The 14,646-nt window shown below is 63.7% G+C and carries 3 protein-coding genes; all 3 read right to left on the reverse strand.

Features of this window, described 5'->3' with window-relative positions:
* Nucleotides 1–37 precede the first annotated feature (37 nt).
* The 3 genes from H2170_16085 to H2170_16095 all read right to left on the reverse strand — a co-directional run bounded on the left by H2170_16085 (nt 38) and on the right by H2170_16095 (nt 13,811).
* The gene (locus H2170_16085) at nt 38–11,281 is read right to left on the reverse strand and encodes a filamentous hemagglutinin family protein (protein ID MCS6301589.1); all 11,244 of its coding nucleotides are present in this window, start codon (nt 11,279–11,281) and stop codon (nt 38–40) included.
* 87 nt (nt 11,282–11,368) lie between these two features.
* A complete protein-coding gene (locus H2170_16090) occupies nt 11,369–12,028 on the reverse strand; it encodes a phage major capsid protein (protein MCS6301590.1) in 660 nt (219 codons plus the stop codon).
* A gap of 4 nt (nt 12,029–12,032) precedes the next feature.
* Nucleotides 12,033–13,811, reverse strand: coding sequence for a putative porin (locus tag H2170_16095; GenBank protein MCS6301591.1), 1,779 nt, complete (start codon nt 13,809–13,811; stop codon nt 12,033–12,035).
* Nucleotides 13,812–14,646: the final 835 nt, after the last annotated feature.

Raw genomic sequence — 14,646 nt, forward strand, 5'->3', positions numbered from 1 at the left:
CGGAGCAGACTGGAAGTCTGCGCTACTTTTTCGGCACTCAGACGCCGTCGGCGGTTTTGTCCTTCTCCTTATCCTGCTCACCGTCACCGCCGCCGTAACCCATCACTTCAATGTTAACAAAGGACGGGGTCTTCGCCACTTGGGCCGCCCCCCTGCCCGCTTGCGCTACCTCTGCAACAGTGGAACTCGCCCCCGTATCCGGCGAGGCCGTGGCCGTTCCGACCGAAACCGCAGGCGCCGCCGCCGGCGGCGTTCCGCTGGTCGTGCCACCGGCGGATATGTTTGCGGCATTTAACACCGTGAGCGCCGCAATGCTGATGTTGCCCAACGAGCGGATACCGGCGTCGCCCGCGTCAATCGTGCCCACCGGCGCGATCAGGTCCACGTCGCCAGCCGCCACCCCTTCAACCGCCGCCAACACGCCGATGCCACCGCCCGTGGCCAAACCGGCGAGGTCGGTCTTCACGTCACCCGTCTGAGGGTCGATGAGAACGCGGGTGGGCGAGGCGGATTGCACCGTGGTCGAGGACGAACCCGCCGCGATGTCACCGGTGGACGACCAGATCATAATGTCGCCGCCGCGCAGGGTGAAAATGCGCTGCGAACCGATGTCCACGTCGTTGTGAGTAAACAGCGAGATGTCGCCACCGCGCTCGGTGATGATACCGGGCGGGGTCTGCGAGGCGGTGATTTCGTTGCCCAAATTAATGCCGCCACCCGGGGCGAACACCGTGATGTCACCACCGGCGGAGGTGGTTAACACCCGCGAAGACAACCGCAGGTCGCCCTGCCACGCGGTGCCCGGGAAGAGCGCCGCGATGGCGGCAAAACCGGCGTCGTAGCTGCCAAAACCAGCGGAGCTGGAGTCATTGTGATCCCGTCCGGCGTCGCGCAACACCTGGTTGAACATGGCCGAGGTTACCTGTGCACGAACATCGGACGGGAAATTGGAATAAGCCGCGAACACCGTGGCGTCGTCGGCCCCGGTCAGGCCGAGGAGCCCGGCGAGCACCGGCAGGTAACGCGTGGCGTTGGCCCCGGCAGTCGCCGGGTTAAGGAAGGCGGTGTCGAAGGCGGCGCGGTCGATCCGCGAGCCGTCGCCCACACCCACGCCGATCACCACATCGGCCCCCGCGTCGGGCAGGTTCAGGTTGCGGGCGTTACCGATGCTGGTGAGACCGACCGCAGTGCCGTCACCGGGCGATTTGAGTCCGCCGCTGATGCCGTCGTCAGCCGGCAAGGTGGCACCGAAATCGATATCGCGCCCGGCCTGCACCGAGAGCGTGCCGCCGCCGCCGATTTGCAGGTCACCCGCCGTGGGATTGCCACTGGCAGGCACCGGGCCGCGTGCACTGGTGCCAAGCAGGCTGTTGCCCGCCGTCACCGCAAGCGTCCGCAACTGCGACGACGGGTTGTAGAGCAACAGGTCGCGGCCAGCCGACACCACACTCACGTCGGTGGTCGCCAGATTTTGCAGGTACAGGGCAACATCGGAAATGTCGCGGCCGGCCCGAACCTCGCTTTTTTTCGCGGAGAACAGCGTGAGCCCCGAGATGTCGCCGCTGCCGGCGGTGAACCGCACCGGCTCCGTGGCTAGGGCGTGAACGGAGTGGGTGGCGTGCAGGTTTTGTTTGGTCTGGATGCGTCCATACACATCACCGGTGTAGGAACCGGACTCGGCGAACACTGCATTCACGAGCGATAAATCGGCGGTGGTACGGGTGACGGTGTTAACCAGCGCGCTGTTGGAAATGCCGGCGAAGGACACCGACAAGGGTGTGGCAACCGAAGGCAACAGAGCCGGGTTGGCGTCGGAGAAGTTAACCACGGCGCTGGCCCATTCGTTGAGCCGCGTGTTGCGGTTATAACCCACGGCTTGAAGGCCGTTGAGCGATTCGGCGGCGGTCAGTTGCAATCCGCCTTGGGCGGACGGCAGGAAGTTAAACACACCGACGAGGTTAATGTCGCCGTTGGCGGCGAAGGCATCGAGACGCCCCGGCATCAGGGTGGCTACGGTGGCAAACTCGGTCATATCGGTTTCGTAGAGGCGCAGCCACGGCTGGTTTTTGCCCGCGAGAGTTGATACCGGGATGGCTTTGTTACGGCGCAGGACGTTGTTGTACCAATCGTAGAGCGAGCCGCCGTCGATGGACGGGTTGCGCGAGCGCAACGTGAGGTCGCCAGTGAGCGCAAAGGCATCGACGCCGCTGTCGGCCGCGTAGGTACTGAAATAGCTCTTCAGGAAGTAGCTGTTGTTGATGCCGCCGGGCAGCAGGAAGGGGTTGGCCACATTGCCGAGGGTGAGGTCGCCACCCGCGCTGAGGTCGAAGGTACCCTTGCCGAGGAACAGGGTGGTCGGCAGCCAGGTCGAGCTAGCGGTCGAGGTGGTGCTGGTGTAGTCGGCCACCTTGAGGCTGGTGCGGGTGTGGTTGGTGGTGATGTCGCCGCCCGCCGCGAGCGTGCCGCGACCGCGCTCCACATAATACACACCGCCATCAATATTACCGCCCGCACGTACCTCGACGTCGCCGCCACCGAGTTCGAGCAGCTTGCTGGCATCGGGCGTGCCGAAGGGCATGCGCGCATTGGTCGGGGCGACCGCGTCGATGTTCACCACATCGGAACCGGCGGTGACGTTCACATTGCCGCCACCGAGGGCACCGACGCCCTCGAAGAAGTTGTTGAAATCCACCCACCAGCTCGTCGAGTTACGCTGGGTCCTGGGGCCGTTGGCCGTGGAATTCTCATAGGCGGAGAATCCACCGGTGGTTTGATCAACGTTGCCGCGCCGCGAGAGCCACGAGGTGGGCATCTGCTTGCTGGAGTCGATGAGCCCGGCGACCGTGCGGAAAATATCGTTCTGGGCAAACAGCCCGACGTTGCCGCCGCTGTGGCTGTAGTGGGCAACGTAGCCGGCGGCGGTGGAGTACTGCCGCGCGCCCAGGTCCGTGGACGCGGTGTTGTAACTGGCGTTGGGCACATCGAAATCAGCCATCGCAGCAGCCTGGGTGCCGACGGTGTAGATCGTCGCCAGGTTGTTGCGCAGCTCGATGTCACCGCGCGCGGCGATGTCGATATCGCCGGTGCCGGTGCGCACGACTTGGTAAAACTGCGTCACGCCGTTGGTCGCCTGGCGGGTGTCGATCGTAGTCGCAAATGCCGGTGCACCTGCGCCCAACAGGAACGATCCCTTCGTCGGGCTGGCCGTATCGGCGGCGAGCACCGTTAGCAGGCCGGCCGAGCCGAGGTCGGAACCGGCTACGAGGTTGTAACTCCACGAGCGGCTGCCGGCCGCCAGCAGCGGGGCGTTCCAGAGCGCGGTCGTGGTGGTAAGCGCACTGGTGCCGGTGCCGAAACCGTCGCTCAACGAGGCGGAGGCCGAGCTAACGTAGGGCAGGCTGATGTTGCCTTGAGCGCGCAGCGTCAGCACGCCTGGCTCGCGCTGGGCGAAGCTCGTGGCGGGGCCAAAGCGGGACGTCGACAAATCCCAAATGCCGTCGAGCGTCAGGTCACCCGTGCGATTAACAATCTCGATGCCGGGTAACACATGCACCGTGCCGGCTTCCGCCGTGCCGCTGACGCGGGCCAGAATCGCGGCGGTGGCGTCGCCGAAGGTCGTCGCCTCGGCCAGCACCGAGGTGCGCACCGTGCTGGTGATGGTCGCGCTGGTGCCGGAGCCCGGCGTGAGGTCGCGCACTTTAAAACCTTCGAGGGTGACGCGGGAGGCATCGACAATCGTCGCAGCCAGCGGGTTCACCGCCAGATCCGTGCCGGCCAGCGTGCGCGGGGCGCGCAGGTGGAGCGCGCCCGTGGCGCGGCCCAAGCCGGCGTCGGTTAGCTCATTTGAGGCGTCAACCGAGAGGTCCAAGGTCGCCCCCGCCGCCAAGGTGAGCGAGGCGGCGGTGTTGGCCACGCCAGCCTGCGAAGAACCGGCCGCCAGCTTGATCGAGCCGCCCTTACCGGCGCTGTCGAACGTTTCAGCCGAAACATCGAGTAGCGCACCGTTGGCCACAGTCAGATCACCGTTAGCAGAGAGGTTAATTAACCCGCCCGTTTTCCCGGAGGCGTCCACGGTGCCGGTCACGGTGAGCGCGCCGGTGTCGGCGATCACTTTATAGGAACGGGCAACCGCCAGACCGTCGAGCTCCACGTCGCCCGTGCGGATGCGGTGAGTGCGAGAAACGTCAAAGCCTCCCGCATTCAAGATCTGGTCCAACGCCGCGAGACTGCCGCCCGCCAGACTGCCAACATCATCCGAAAAACGCCCGCCGAGCCCCTTCGCCCCGGCTGCGCCCAAGAGCGAACCGGTGGAGGTGAAACGGCCATTAGCAGCCGATACTTCGATACTTCCGGCGTCACCGGCAGCGGCCGCAGCCGAGACGGCAATGATGCCCTGGCTGCCGATACGTACATCGCCCGAACCCGCGCCGAGCCGGATAGAACCGGCGTCGGTGTAATGCAGCGTATTGAGCAGGCTCAGGCTGGTGCCACCCACGTCGAGGCGGGCCGCGCCGCTTTCACCGATGACCAGATCGCCCGTGGTGGCTTGCAGCGCGAGTGCGCCGCTCGGAAGCTTAATAGCCGTGTCCACCGTAACGCCCGTGCCGCCGGTGAAGGATAATTTTGCTCCTAAGCCCGAGGCCGGAGTGCTCGCCACGCCCGAGGTCGGGTTGGCCAACGTGAGACGACCGCCCGCGTTGAGTTGCTGCACAGCGGCGGTTTCGGCGGTGATGAGCGGGGTTTCCACCGTAACCGAGCCGGTGGCGGTGAGGCCGCCTTGGCCGGCCATGAGCAGGCGGTCGCTGGCGGATAAAGTGAGTTGCCCGAACTGCGAAACGTTCATCTGGCCCGCGTCGAGGCGCAGCGAGCGGGCGTCGAACACCAGGGTTCCACTGTCGGCGGCCACGGCGGCCGGTGCCGTTCCACCCGCGCCACCATCGAGCTGGATCGATTGGGCCTGGAACGTCGCGGTGCCTCCGCCGTTGTTAAAGCCACGCAGCGCAGGTGCGCGCAAAGTGAGCTGGGAAAAGGTGTCGGAACCGACCCGGCCCGTGCCGTAAATATCGATGCTGGAATAGCTCAACAGGGCCAAGCGGTTGCTGGAAACCTGCAACCCATCCAGTACGCCGCTGGTGAGCACCAAACCAGGGTTAGCCGCGAGCGTACCGGGCTCGTCGAGTTGCAGGCTGATGCGCCCACTGCTCAGCGCGAGAGCCTCGGCCCGCAGGCCCGCCGTCGAGTCGATCTGATTGGTGCCCGTGGTATCCAGCGTCAGACCGGCTCCGCCGTCGAGGCTCGCGCCCGCAGCGATCACCAAACTCGCCGTTGAAGCGGCGCTCACGCCGGCGCGGGTCACACCCGCTTGGCTATCGCTGGTCACGCGCACCAGCGCGCCGTCGCCACTGCCGACAACCGCTGCATCACCGAGCACCAAATCCTGCGCTCCCGCAGCCCCAAGGGTGCCTTCTTGGCGGATAACCGCCCCCGCGCCAACCGTCAGGTTGTTCTTGGCCGCAAGAATGATCTCGGCCCCCGCGAGCGGCGTCCCGGCGTTGTCGACCGTGATTACCCCCGTGGCCACCTCGATTTGCGTACCCTTTGCCGTGGTTTCACGTTTACCACCAACCAACAAACTGGCTCCGGAAAACGCACTCAAGCGGCTGGCATCAAGCAAAAGCTCGCCGGGCAGCGCTGAGGTTGAGGCGCCGCCGATACGGATGTCCACGGGGCTGTTGATATCGACCTGACCACCTCGTCCGCCGGTGGCGGCCAACGCCGTGATGCTACCCTGCAAATTCATCGCCAGCGTGGCGCTGAACACCAGTTGACCGGCATCGAGCGAGAGACGCGGCACTGAGGCGGAGTTACGCGCCGCACTGGCTTTGAAAAATTCGGAGCCCAGGGCGGTATTATAAAAAGCGCGTTTGGCCACCACATCGGAAGCCGCGACCTCGAACAGGCTGCGCAAGGGAGTCGCCGAGGAGGTCGTGCCGTTGGAGTTGAACCGGAAACCCGACACCAGCACCGACTGGTCGGGTTGCACCGCAGCGGTTGCGAACGGCGAGCCGGACTTGGGGGTCACCAGAAAAGCTCCCGGCAGCGTCGCGTAACGTGCGGGCAGCAGGGTGTACGAGCCGGCGGCGAGACCTGATCCGCCGTCGAGGTAGATGCGATCACCGAGCGCGAGGGTCGAGTTAACGTAGCCCATGTCGCTGCCCAACAACGCCTGGCCAAAGGTGCTGTCGTTGTAGGCCGCAAAGGGCGCGAATTCCGCCTTGTAACTGGGCATCAAGGCGAAACTGCCGGTCGAGGCCAGGTGGTCGGTGTGGCCGCCGTTGCCCTTTTTAAAATTCGCCACCTGGAGGTCGCCGCCGCCGTTCAGATCCACCTGCGCGCCCGCCGCGCTGCTGACCGTGGCGGCGGATAGGTTCACCTGTTTGGCCACCGGCCCCAAGGTGCTCACGTCGCGGCCTTGCGGGTCCACCCACGAAATACCGTTGGCGTACGCGCCGTAGGGCACGATCACCGCTTGGCCGGTGCGGGCGTCGATGGCCGACACCGACGTCTCGCTGCCCGCGCCGAGCGAAACCTGGCTGGCCACCGGTACAGCTTGGCCGGTCATTAAATCAACCGGCGCGGTGCCGGTGCCGTTCCAACCCAAATTGATCACACCGAGGGGCACGCGCAGCACGCCGTTTTGGTTGATGGTGTTGGCGTGCAGGTTGAGCGTACCGCCGGCCGAAAGAGGGAGCGCGGGTGCCGTGGCGCCGGCCGATACCGTGATCGAGCCCGTGCCGCCCGCATAATTATAGGCGTGCAGCGAAAACACGGAGGCGGTGGGCGGATAAATTTGCGCCGCAGTCAGGTTGAGCGAACCCGCCACATCGAGCGTACCGCTGCCCCGAATATCGCCCTTGGGCGCAAGCAGCTCTGCCACACCGAAGCTCTGTAACGACAGGTTACCCACGTCGATGAGCTGGCTGGCGTTGATCGTAAGACGGCCCGTACCAAAAACCGGCGCAACGTCGTAGGGATCATTGTTTAGATTAAACGCCCGGAGCTCATCCTGCTCGGCGAGCTTCGGTTTAACCAAATCGGTGCCGAGCGACACACGGGCGGCACTGAGGACCACCGCTGCGTCACCGTACAACACACCGCCGCTGGCCACGCTCAATTCGCGGGCGGCGCTGATCGAAACCGGACCGTCAAAGCGCACCACGCCGCGCAGGTACAACGAATCGAAACCACCCGCCGTGAAATCATCTACCGCAAAGTTACCTCGACCGGTATCATAATCATCCTCCGCGGGCGTCGACTGGGTCACGATCAGGCTGACTTCATCGGGAGTCACCGCGTTGGTGTCCAGTGGTGACCGATAAATGCCCGAGCCTACCACCAGTTTACCGCCCTCGGCCGAAGCCCCGCCCGACGCTCCGCGCAAAGTGGCTTCGGTGATCAATAGTTGGCCGCCGCTCAGCGTGAGCGTGCCGCCGGCTGAGTCGACTTGAGTCGGGGTGGTCGAAAATCCACCCAAACGGGAGGCGCGGCCGGAAAACACCGGGTTCAAATCGAGCGTATCGCTTGCACCGGACACGTCGATGACTGCGCCGGGCGCGGCCGCAATGTTGCCCGTGAGACTGACGGTGCCACCGGCCAACACCTTGCCGAGACGCAGGCCGCGCCCGCTGCTGTCGGGTTGGCGCACGGTCACACCCGAGGCGTCGATGCGGGCGCCGGAGTCCACGAAGAGCGTGGTCTGCGGCTGTAAGTCATTCGTCACGGGGAACAGCTTATTGGAATCGCTACCCGCCTTTAAGCTAATCACCCCACCGCGGGCCACCAAACTGCCTTGTAGATAAACGGTGTCGCCGCTGAGCGAAATTTTCGCCGCAGGATCGGTCGTGATCGAAGCGCCCGCCTCAACAACGAGGTCGCCGCGCACCGCCAGGTCGCCCCGAATCGGATGCAGATTAAACGCATCGCGACTGCCCAGTGCCGTCAGGCTCAGGCTGGTGGGGCTGCGCTGGCCGACGTCGAGAAGGCCCACGCCAAAGCCGAGTCGCTCGGTTGAATTAGCATCAGCCTGCACGAAGTAGGACGAAGCCCGGGGCGCGATCACCGTGCCTGCGCTCACCCGCACCGCCGAAGTGTATTGATCCAGGGCAGCATCAGCCACGCCACCGATTCCTCGCAGGTCAAACGAGGTAAACCCGCCCGTTTGGAAGAATTCAGGGTCCAGCACCGTGGCGTTGGACGCCGCCGTGCCTCCGCCAATGTGCAACGCGGGTGCCATCAGCACCAGCGAGCCGCCCTTGGCACCGGAAAAACCCTTCAGCGTTGCGCCTAGATTGAGGTAACCTCCGAGAACCGTGGGTTCGGTCGCATCGCGGCCCGAGAACAGGCTCAGCGTGCCGCCGTTGCCATAGGCCAAACGCGCCCCCGACGTGGCATACACCCCGCCCGAGACATCGAGCGTGGAGCCGCTCTCCAAATCCAAGCCAAACCCCGTCAGCGTAACCGTGCCGCCTTTGGTCACCAGCGGATCTTCGGCGCTGCCCACTGCATCGTTTTGGATCACACCGGCCGCACTCACCGTAACCCCGGAGGCCACGTGTAACAGGCCGCGATTCTCGCCCAACACCGGTGCGGTGCCCAACAAGTCCGAGGTGTTACTCTCGTCGTGGGAAACCCCGTTGGCGGTGAGCGCGATCTTGCCGCCCGGCGCCGACAGGTCGGCCAGCACGAGCACGTTTTTACCGGTTAAGGTAAGCTGTCCGCCTGCGGGCAGCGCCAGACCGCCATCGGCAGCGACCACCACATTGCCATCACGGTTGTCGACCGTGATACGGCCAAAGCCGGATTTGCTCACCAGCTCGGGTGAGAGCACCACGCTGGACATGCGCTCGGTGCCGATGTCGGCGGGCAATCCCGTGGCATCGATTGAAAACGCCGGCGGCGCGCCTGCGCCCGCAGCCTTCGTAAAGGTCAACGCGGGTGGGCGCGGTGTCTGGGCAAGAAACCCATTGGTGGCCTCCGCATTGGCCACTTGGTTTTGGAAACTCAGCGAGAACCCGCCCGACTGGGCCGGGGTGGTCCGCTGGCGCACGCCACTGACCGATTTACCCGTCAACGTGCCATCCAGCGCAACCGAGGCGGCCTGAATGTTGAGCGTACCGGCATCGCCGCCCTGAATGTATCCGGGCTCGAAGCGCTCGGTAAAAAGCCGGCTGCGGCTCTGCTGCGAGGTAGCCGCCGCCTCACCCCATTTGGCCGTATTGGTGACGGGGGTGAACACGCCGTTGTAGATGCCTTCGTAAACGAGGTCCGGTGTTGCCTGCGCAATGTCCACGTAACGCCCCTTATAAATCACCTTGGTCGTTTCAACCTTGGCCCCGGCATAGTCGATGTAACCGCCCGAGACGTCGATGGATGCACCGGAGCGCACCACTACGGAATCGCCCGCTGTGAAGTTGACCGTGCCGCCGCCCGTGGTGAGCTGGCCCACGGTGCGCTGGATGTTGTTCACATATTCAGAGACATCGGCGAGCGGCGTGCCCACCCAGTTCACACCGTTAAAGGTACCCGTCTGCAGCACATCGAAGCGGATGGTTTCGCCCTTGAGGCTGCCGAGGCGCTGGAGCGGCGAATCGGCTAACTCAGACCCCATAAGTTTGGCCTCGATGATGTTGTCGGCCACCGAAGCGGTCACTCCGGTGGAACCGGCGACGTTGATCGACGCGCCGGAGTCCAAATAGATCTGGCCGTCCGGATACACGAACAAGGCCTTGGCCTGAGCGGAACCGAGCCCGATGTGGCCGGGCTTCCAGCGCCCGGCGTCAAAATTCACGGCGGCAGACGGAGCGAAAACCGAAGCATCGGACTCCATGTGGAGAGCGAGACCGCGCAAGTTGATCTGGGAGCCGATCCCGAGCGCGGCACCCACAGCCTTTTCGCTGCTACTGGTCTCGGGCAGAATCGAAGTGCTGCTACCCGCACCCAACGTTACCAGACCCGTGGACGAGGCGAAAAAGTCGGGCAATGCGGCGAAATCACCGACCGGCACCGCGTCATACTGGGCGAGCAGGTCGATGCGGCCGTTACGCGAAACCGAGGTCGTCGACCCGATCAGGCCGGATTGGTTAATGTTTTTGCCGATCACGGTCACGGCACCCCGGGGCGCGTCGATTTGGCCGGTGTTGAGAACGGTGCCGGCATAATCGCCCACCGAGCCGACACTCGGCAGCAAACCGCGCAAGGACGCGTCCGCGCTGGCCTCCAAACCGACCTGCAGACCGGCGGCGATGATCGTTTGGCCATCAGGCGTGGAGATCGAACCGGCGTGGGTGACATTGGGCCCGATGAGGGCGACGCGGCCACCGGATTTGTCGGCACTGGTGGGCGAGTTGAGGATCGCGCCCGCCTCGACCAGCACATCGCCGTAGCGGTTGTTTGCGGCCAGCGGCGCGGGCGGGGTGAAGGCATTGGTCTGGGCACCGGCGGGCGCGGCCAAACCGGAAAACAGGAATTGGCCGTCGGGATTGTTGGTTACACCGCGGGCGACCAAGCTGGTGTTAAGCGGCAGCGAGGAGGCGACCAGCGTGCGGGTGTTCACCTGCGCGGTACCGTGAAAAATCACGCCGTTGGGGTTGATGACATAAACCTGACCGGGCGCCTCGATGGAGCCGAGGATGCGGGTTGGGTTGGCCGACGGATCGACGATTTGGTTAAACGCGATCCAGTCGCCGCCGCCTTGGTTAAAACGCAGTTTGGTTTCGCGGCCGATGTTGAAGTTCTGCCAGGTGAGCATCGCCTTGGCGTCATTCTGTTCGACGGTCACGGTGGTGAGGCCGACCGCCACCTGTTGAGTGGGCAACTGGGCACCGGTCCACAACGCCGAGCCGACGGTGGCGCCGGGGGCGACCAACAGGCCGCCTGCGCCAAGACCGTTGGGCACATTGGAAGCTGCTGCCTGGGCTGCTGCACGCGCGGCGGATTGGAGCGCCTGCATGGACTGACGCTGCTCGAGATAGCGGGCAACGCTGGAGCGAGCCTGGGTCGCAAGCACCCCTGCCTGCGAACCGGCGCTGGATGCGGCCGTTCCAGCCTCAGTACCGGTTGCAGCCCCCGCGCTGCCCTGAATCGCGATGTAGTGCTGCACCGCTGCACGCGTACCGCCCGAAGACCCGGCGAAGGCCGTGGTGGGGGCATAAAAAACCGCCGCCGCCGTGATCGACGTGAGGACAAAACGAGCGGTGGACGGCATGGGAAGCGAACGAGACATGGCGGAAGCAGTTAAAACAGACGGCTAGATCGAGGGAGGCGGAGCACGGCAGACGGGTGTCGGCGTGGGAAGGAGGCGAACGGTGGTTTACGGATTGGCGGTGGTTTCCACGGGAGCGACGGCGGCCGTCTTGATACGCATGGCGCGGATCCTATCACCGTAGTCCTGCACCTGGTTTTCCAATTTCACGCGCGTGGTGCCGATGAACGGCTCGCGGGCGATGATGGCCTGGCCGAGCCCGAACTTGGCGTAGCGGTTCAGGATCTCGTTGCTCAACTCGTACAAGGCGATGTTACGGCTGATCTGGTCCTCTCCTTGAGTTTCCAACTGTGCGACCCGGGAGGTCAGCGCGTTGCGCTCGGTCTCGGTTTTGCGGGCATAGTCAACGACCTTGGCGAGGGAGGCGCGGGTCTTTTCCAGCTCGGCGCGGGTGGCGCTGAGATCCGCAGCCTGGGCGGCGGCGACAGCTTTTTGACCCGCGATGGTTTTGTCGTTATCGAGGCGATCGGCGACGAGCTGCTTTTGGAGTTTAGCCAACTCCGCTTCGACCGCAGTTTTTTCGCTGGCGAGGGCATCGCGGGCGGCTTGCGCGGCGGAGAGGTCGTTCTGGGCGGTGCGCAGTTGCAGCGTGGTGGCGCGGAGCGTCTCGCGCAGGCGGGCCTCGGGTGAGGCGGCTTCTTGAGCGCTGAGGCTGCCAACCGTGGCCACAAGCCCGGCCAACAAGGTGAGTGAAAGGAAACGTGTCATGGGATTAGAAGCGGCCGTTGATGTCGAATTGCAGGGTTTCGTTTTTGTAGGTCGGTCCATCGACCTGGTCGGAACTCATCAGGCGTGCGCCGATCCAAACGCGGCTGGAGAGTGCAAAATTACCACCGAGCGTGAAGCCCTTGACGTTGGTGCCGCCGCCGCCGAAGTCGGAGTCGGCAAACCCGTCCACCACCGCGTCGGTCTGCACATAGCGGTAGCCGAGGCTCACATTCCAATCCCAGCGCTGGGCTAGGGCGGCGTGGCCGACCTGAACTGCGGTGTAGAAACCAAGATCGCCGCCTTTGAATTGATTGGAAGTTTCCAAGTCTAAGGCCGCTGCCTCGGCCTTATCCAAGGCGATGTTTTTCACCACCTCGCCAATCAACGAGATCTGGATCGGATCGAAATGGTTGTAGTCAAGGCGCCCAGTGAGGGCGATCTCGCGAAAGGGCGTGGCTAGACCGTAGTACTGGTACTGCTTGTTCGTGCTGACAGAAGGGGCTGTGAGGTTGCGCACCTCCATCATGGTATTGCCCTTTTGCGTGAAGAGCGTGCGACTGCCATCGGTGTCACCGGCGCTGTTGGCTTCTCCGTTAGTCGGGCTGGAAACTTTACCCTCGATATTTTGGAAGTGGTAGTAAGCGAGGCCGAACTTGGCTTCGAAGTCCTTGTTGATCTTCCACTCGGTGCCGCCCTGGACGGCGTAGAGCCACTTGTCAGCACTGGCAGTTTTAGTGGACTGGTTGGTGGAGAGGTCGAAAGCGGTGTTGTAAACCGGGAACAGGCCAGCGGTGCCGAAATGCGTGAAGCTCTCGCTGGCCCGGTGGCGCGCTTGAACCATCGCGCCGTCGAAACCGAGGTCGTTGGACCAGATCATCGGGGTGCCGAAGAACGGATTGTTCAATCGGCCCAAGGAGGTGGTCAGCAGGGTATCGGATACCGTGGCGTCGTGGCGCAGGTAGGCGCGATCAATCCACACCGAGTACTTACTGAAATTGCCGGTGCCACCGCCGAGGGTTTGGTTCTGGGAGATCGGTGAATTGCTTTCACCCGTGGCCAGCCGGATTCCGGTGGTGAAACCCTCCTCCAAGTTCACGTCGGTGCCGAAACGGGCACGCAGGCGCGGCCGTTCACGGTCTTGGTCCACGTTGAGAAAAGGAACCAGCTCGTCTGGGGTGGCGGAGGTATTGGACTGGAATCCCTTACCGTTATTGAGCGAGGTGAAGTTCAAAAAAGTGCCCGAGGTGTCGTTGCCCGAGGGGAAGGCGACGGCCTCATAACGCAGGCGAATGTCACCGTTGAACTTCCAGCGGGTGGCCCACTCGGGCAGCGCCTGCGGGTCGGCCCAGCGTTCGTCGACGGCTTGGCTCATCACTTCGGCGCGGACTTCCTCGACCATCTGGCGGCGCACGTGCGGCGGGATGTAGGTCACACGCACCGTGCCGGGAGCGCCCGCCGGAGCCGACGCGGCGAGCTCGCTGGCGGCCGGGGCGGGTTTGGGCGCGGCAGCGGCGGCGAGGGCGGCGCTGGCCTGCGCGGCCTCGGCCTCGGCTTGGGCGATCAACTTCGCGGCGGCCTCGGCGGGCAACAGCTTCTGCTCCACCATCAGGCGGATCAGGTTAATCGTCACGTTGGCCGTGGGTGCCGTCGGGATTCCCGGCAGCGGGGCGGGCTGCGATTCGGCGGTCTGGCCGTGCAGGGCGGCCGTTGCCGCCAGCGTGCAGCAGACGGCGGCCAAAGAAGCTACCGAGCGGCGGCGTTTATTTTTAAGAGATGCGGACATGGTTCGTTGAAAAAATTGAGCTAAAAAATTGATTTAAACGGCCGAGAAAGAATTCACCTGCGTGCGGACTGTCTCGGCGCGAAAAGTATCGCAGACTTCCAGTCTGCCTCGGTGTATTCAGTCTCAGCAGCGATCCGTTTGGCCGCGAAAGAACGCAGAGAACGCATAGCAATACAGGCGGATTGGTCTCTTTGCGCTCCTTGCGTTCTTTTGCGGCTAAACTGCCTTGGTTGTTTCGGAGCAGAAAGTAGCGCAGACTTCCAGTCTGCCTCGGTGACTTCCGTCTCAGCAGCGATCCGTTTGGCCGCGAAAGAGCGCAGAGAACGCATAGCAATACAGGCGGATTGGTCTCTTTGCGTTCCTTGCGTTCTTTCGCGGCTAAACGGTGTTGGTTGGTTCGGAGCAGAAAGTAGCGCAGACTTCCAGTCTGCCTCGGTGTATTCAGTCTCAGCAGCGATCCGTTTGGCCGCGAAAGAACGCAGAGAACGCATAGCAATACAGGCGGATTGGTATCTTTGCGTTCCTTGCGTTCTTTCGCGGCTAAACTGCCTTGGTTGGTTCGGCGCGAAAAGTAGCGCAGACTTCCAGTCTGCCTCGGTGTATTTAGTCTCAGCAGCGATCCTTTTGGCCGCGAAAGAGCGCAGAGAACGCATAGCAATACAGGCGGATTGGTCTCTTTGCGTTCCTTGCGTTCTTTCGCGGCTAAACTGCCTTGGTTGTTTCGGAGCAGAAAGTAGCGCAGACTTCCAGTCTGCCTCGGTGTATTTAGTCTCAGCAGCGATCCTTTTGGCCGCGAAAGAGCGCAGAGAACGCATAGCAATACAGGCGGATTGGT

This window comes from Opitutus sp. (assembly GCA_024998815.1).
Lineage (GTDB): Bacteria > Verrucomicrobiota > Verrucomicrobiia > Opitutales > Opitutaceae > Rariglobus.

Excerpts from the sequence above, each read along its gene's own strand:
- H2170_16085 (MCS6301589.1), bottom strand. The coding sequence starts at position 11,281 with ATGTCTCGTTCGCTTCCCATGCCGTCCACCGCTCGTTTTGTCCTCACG.
- H2170_16090 (MCS6301590.1), bottom strand. The coding sequence starts at position 12,028 with ATGACACGTTTCCTTTCACTCACCTTGTTGGCCGGGCTTGTGGCCACG.
- H2170_16095 (MCS6301591.1), bottom strand. The coding sequence starts at position 13,811 with ATGTCCGCATCTCTTAAAAATAAACGCCGCCGCTCGGTAGCTTCTTTG.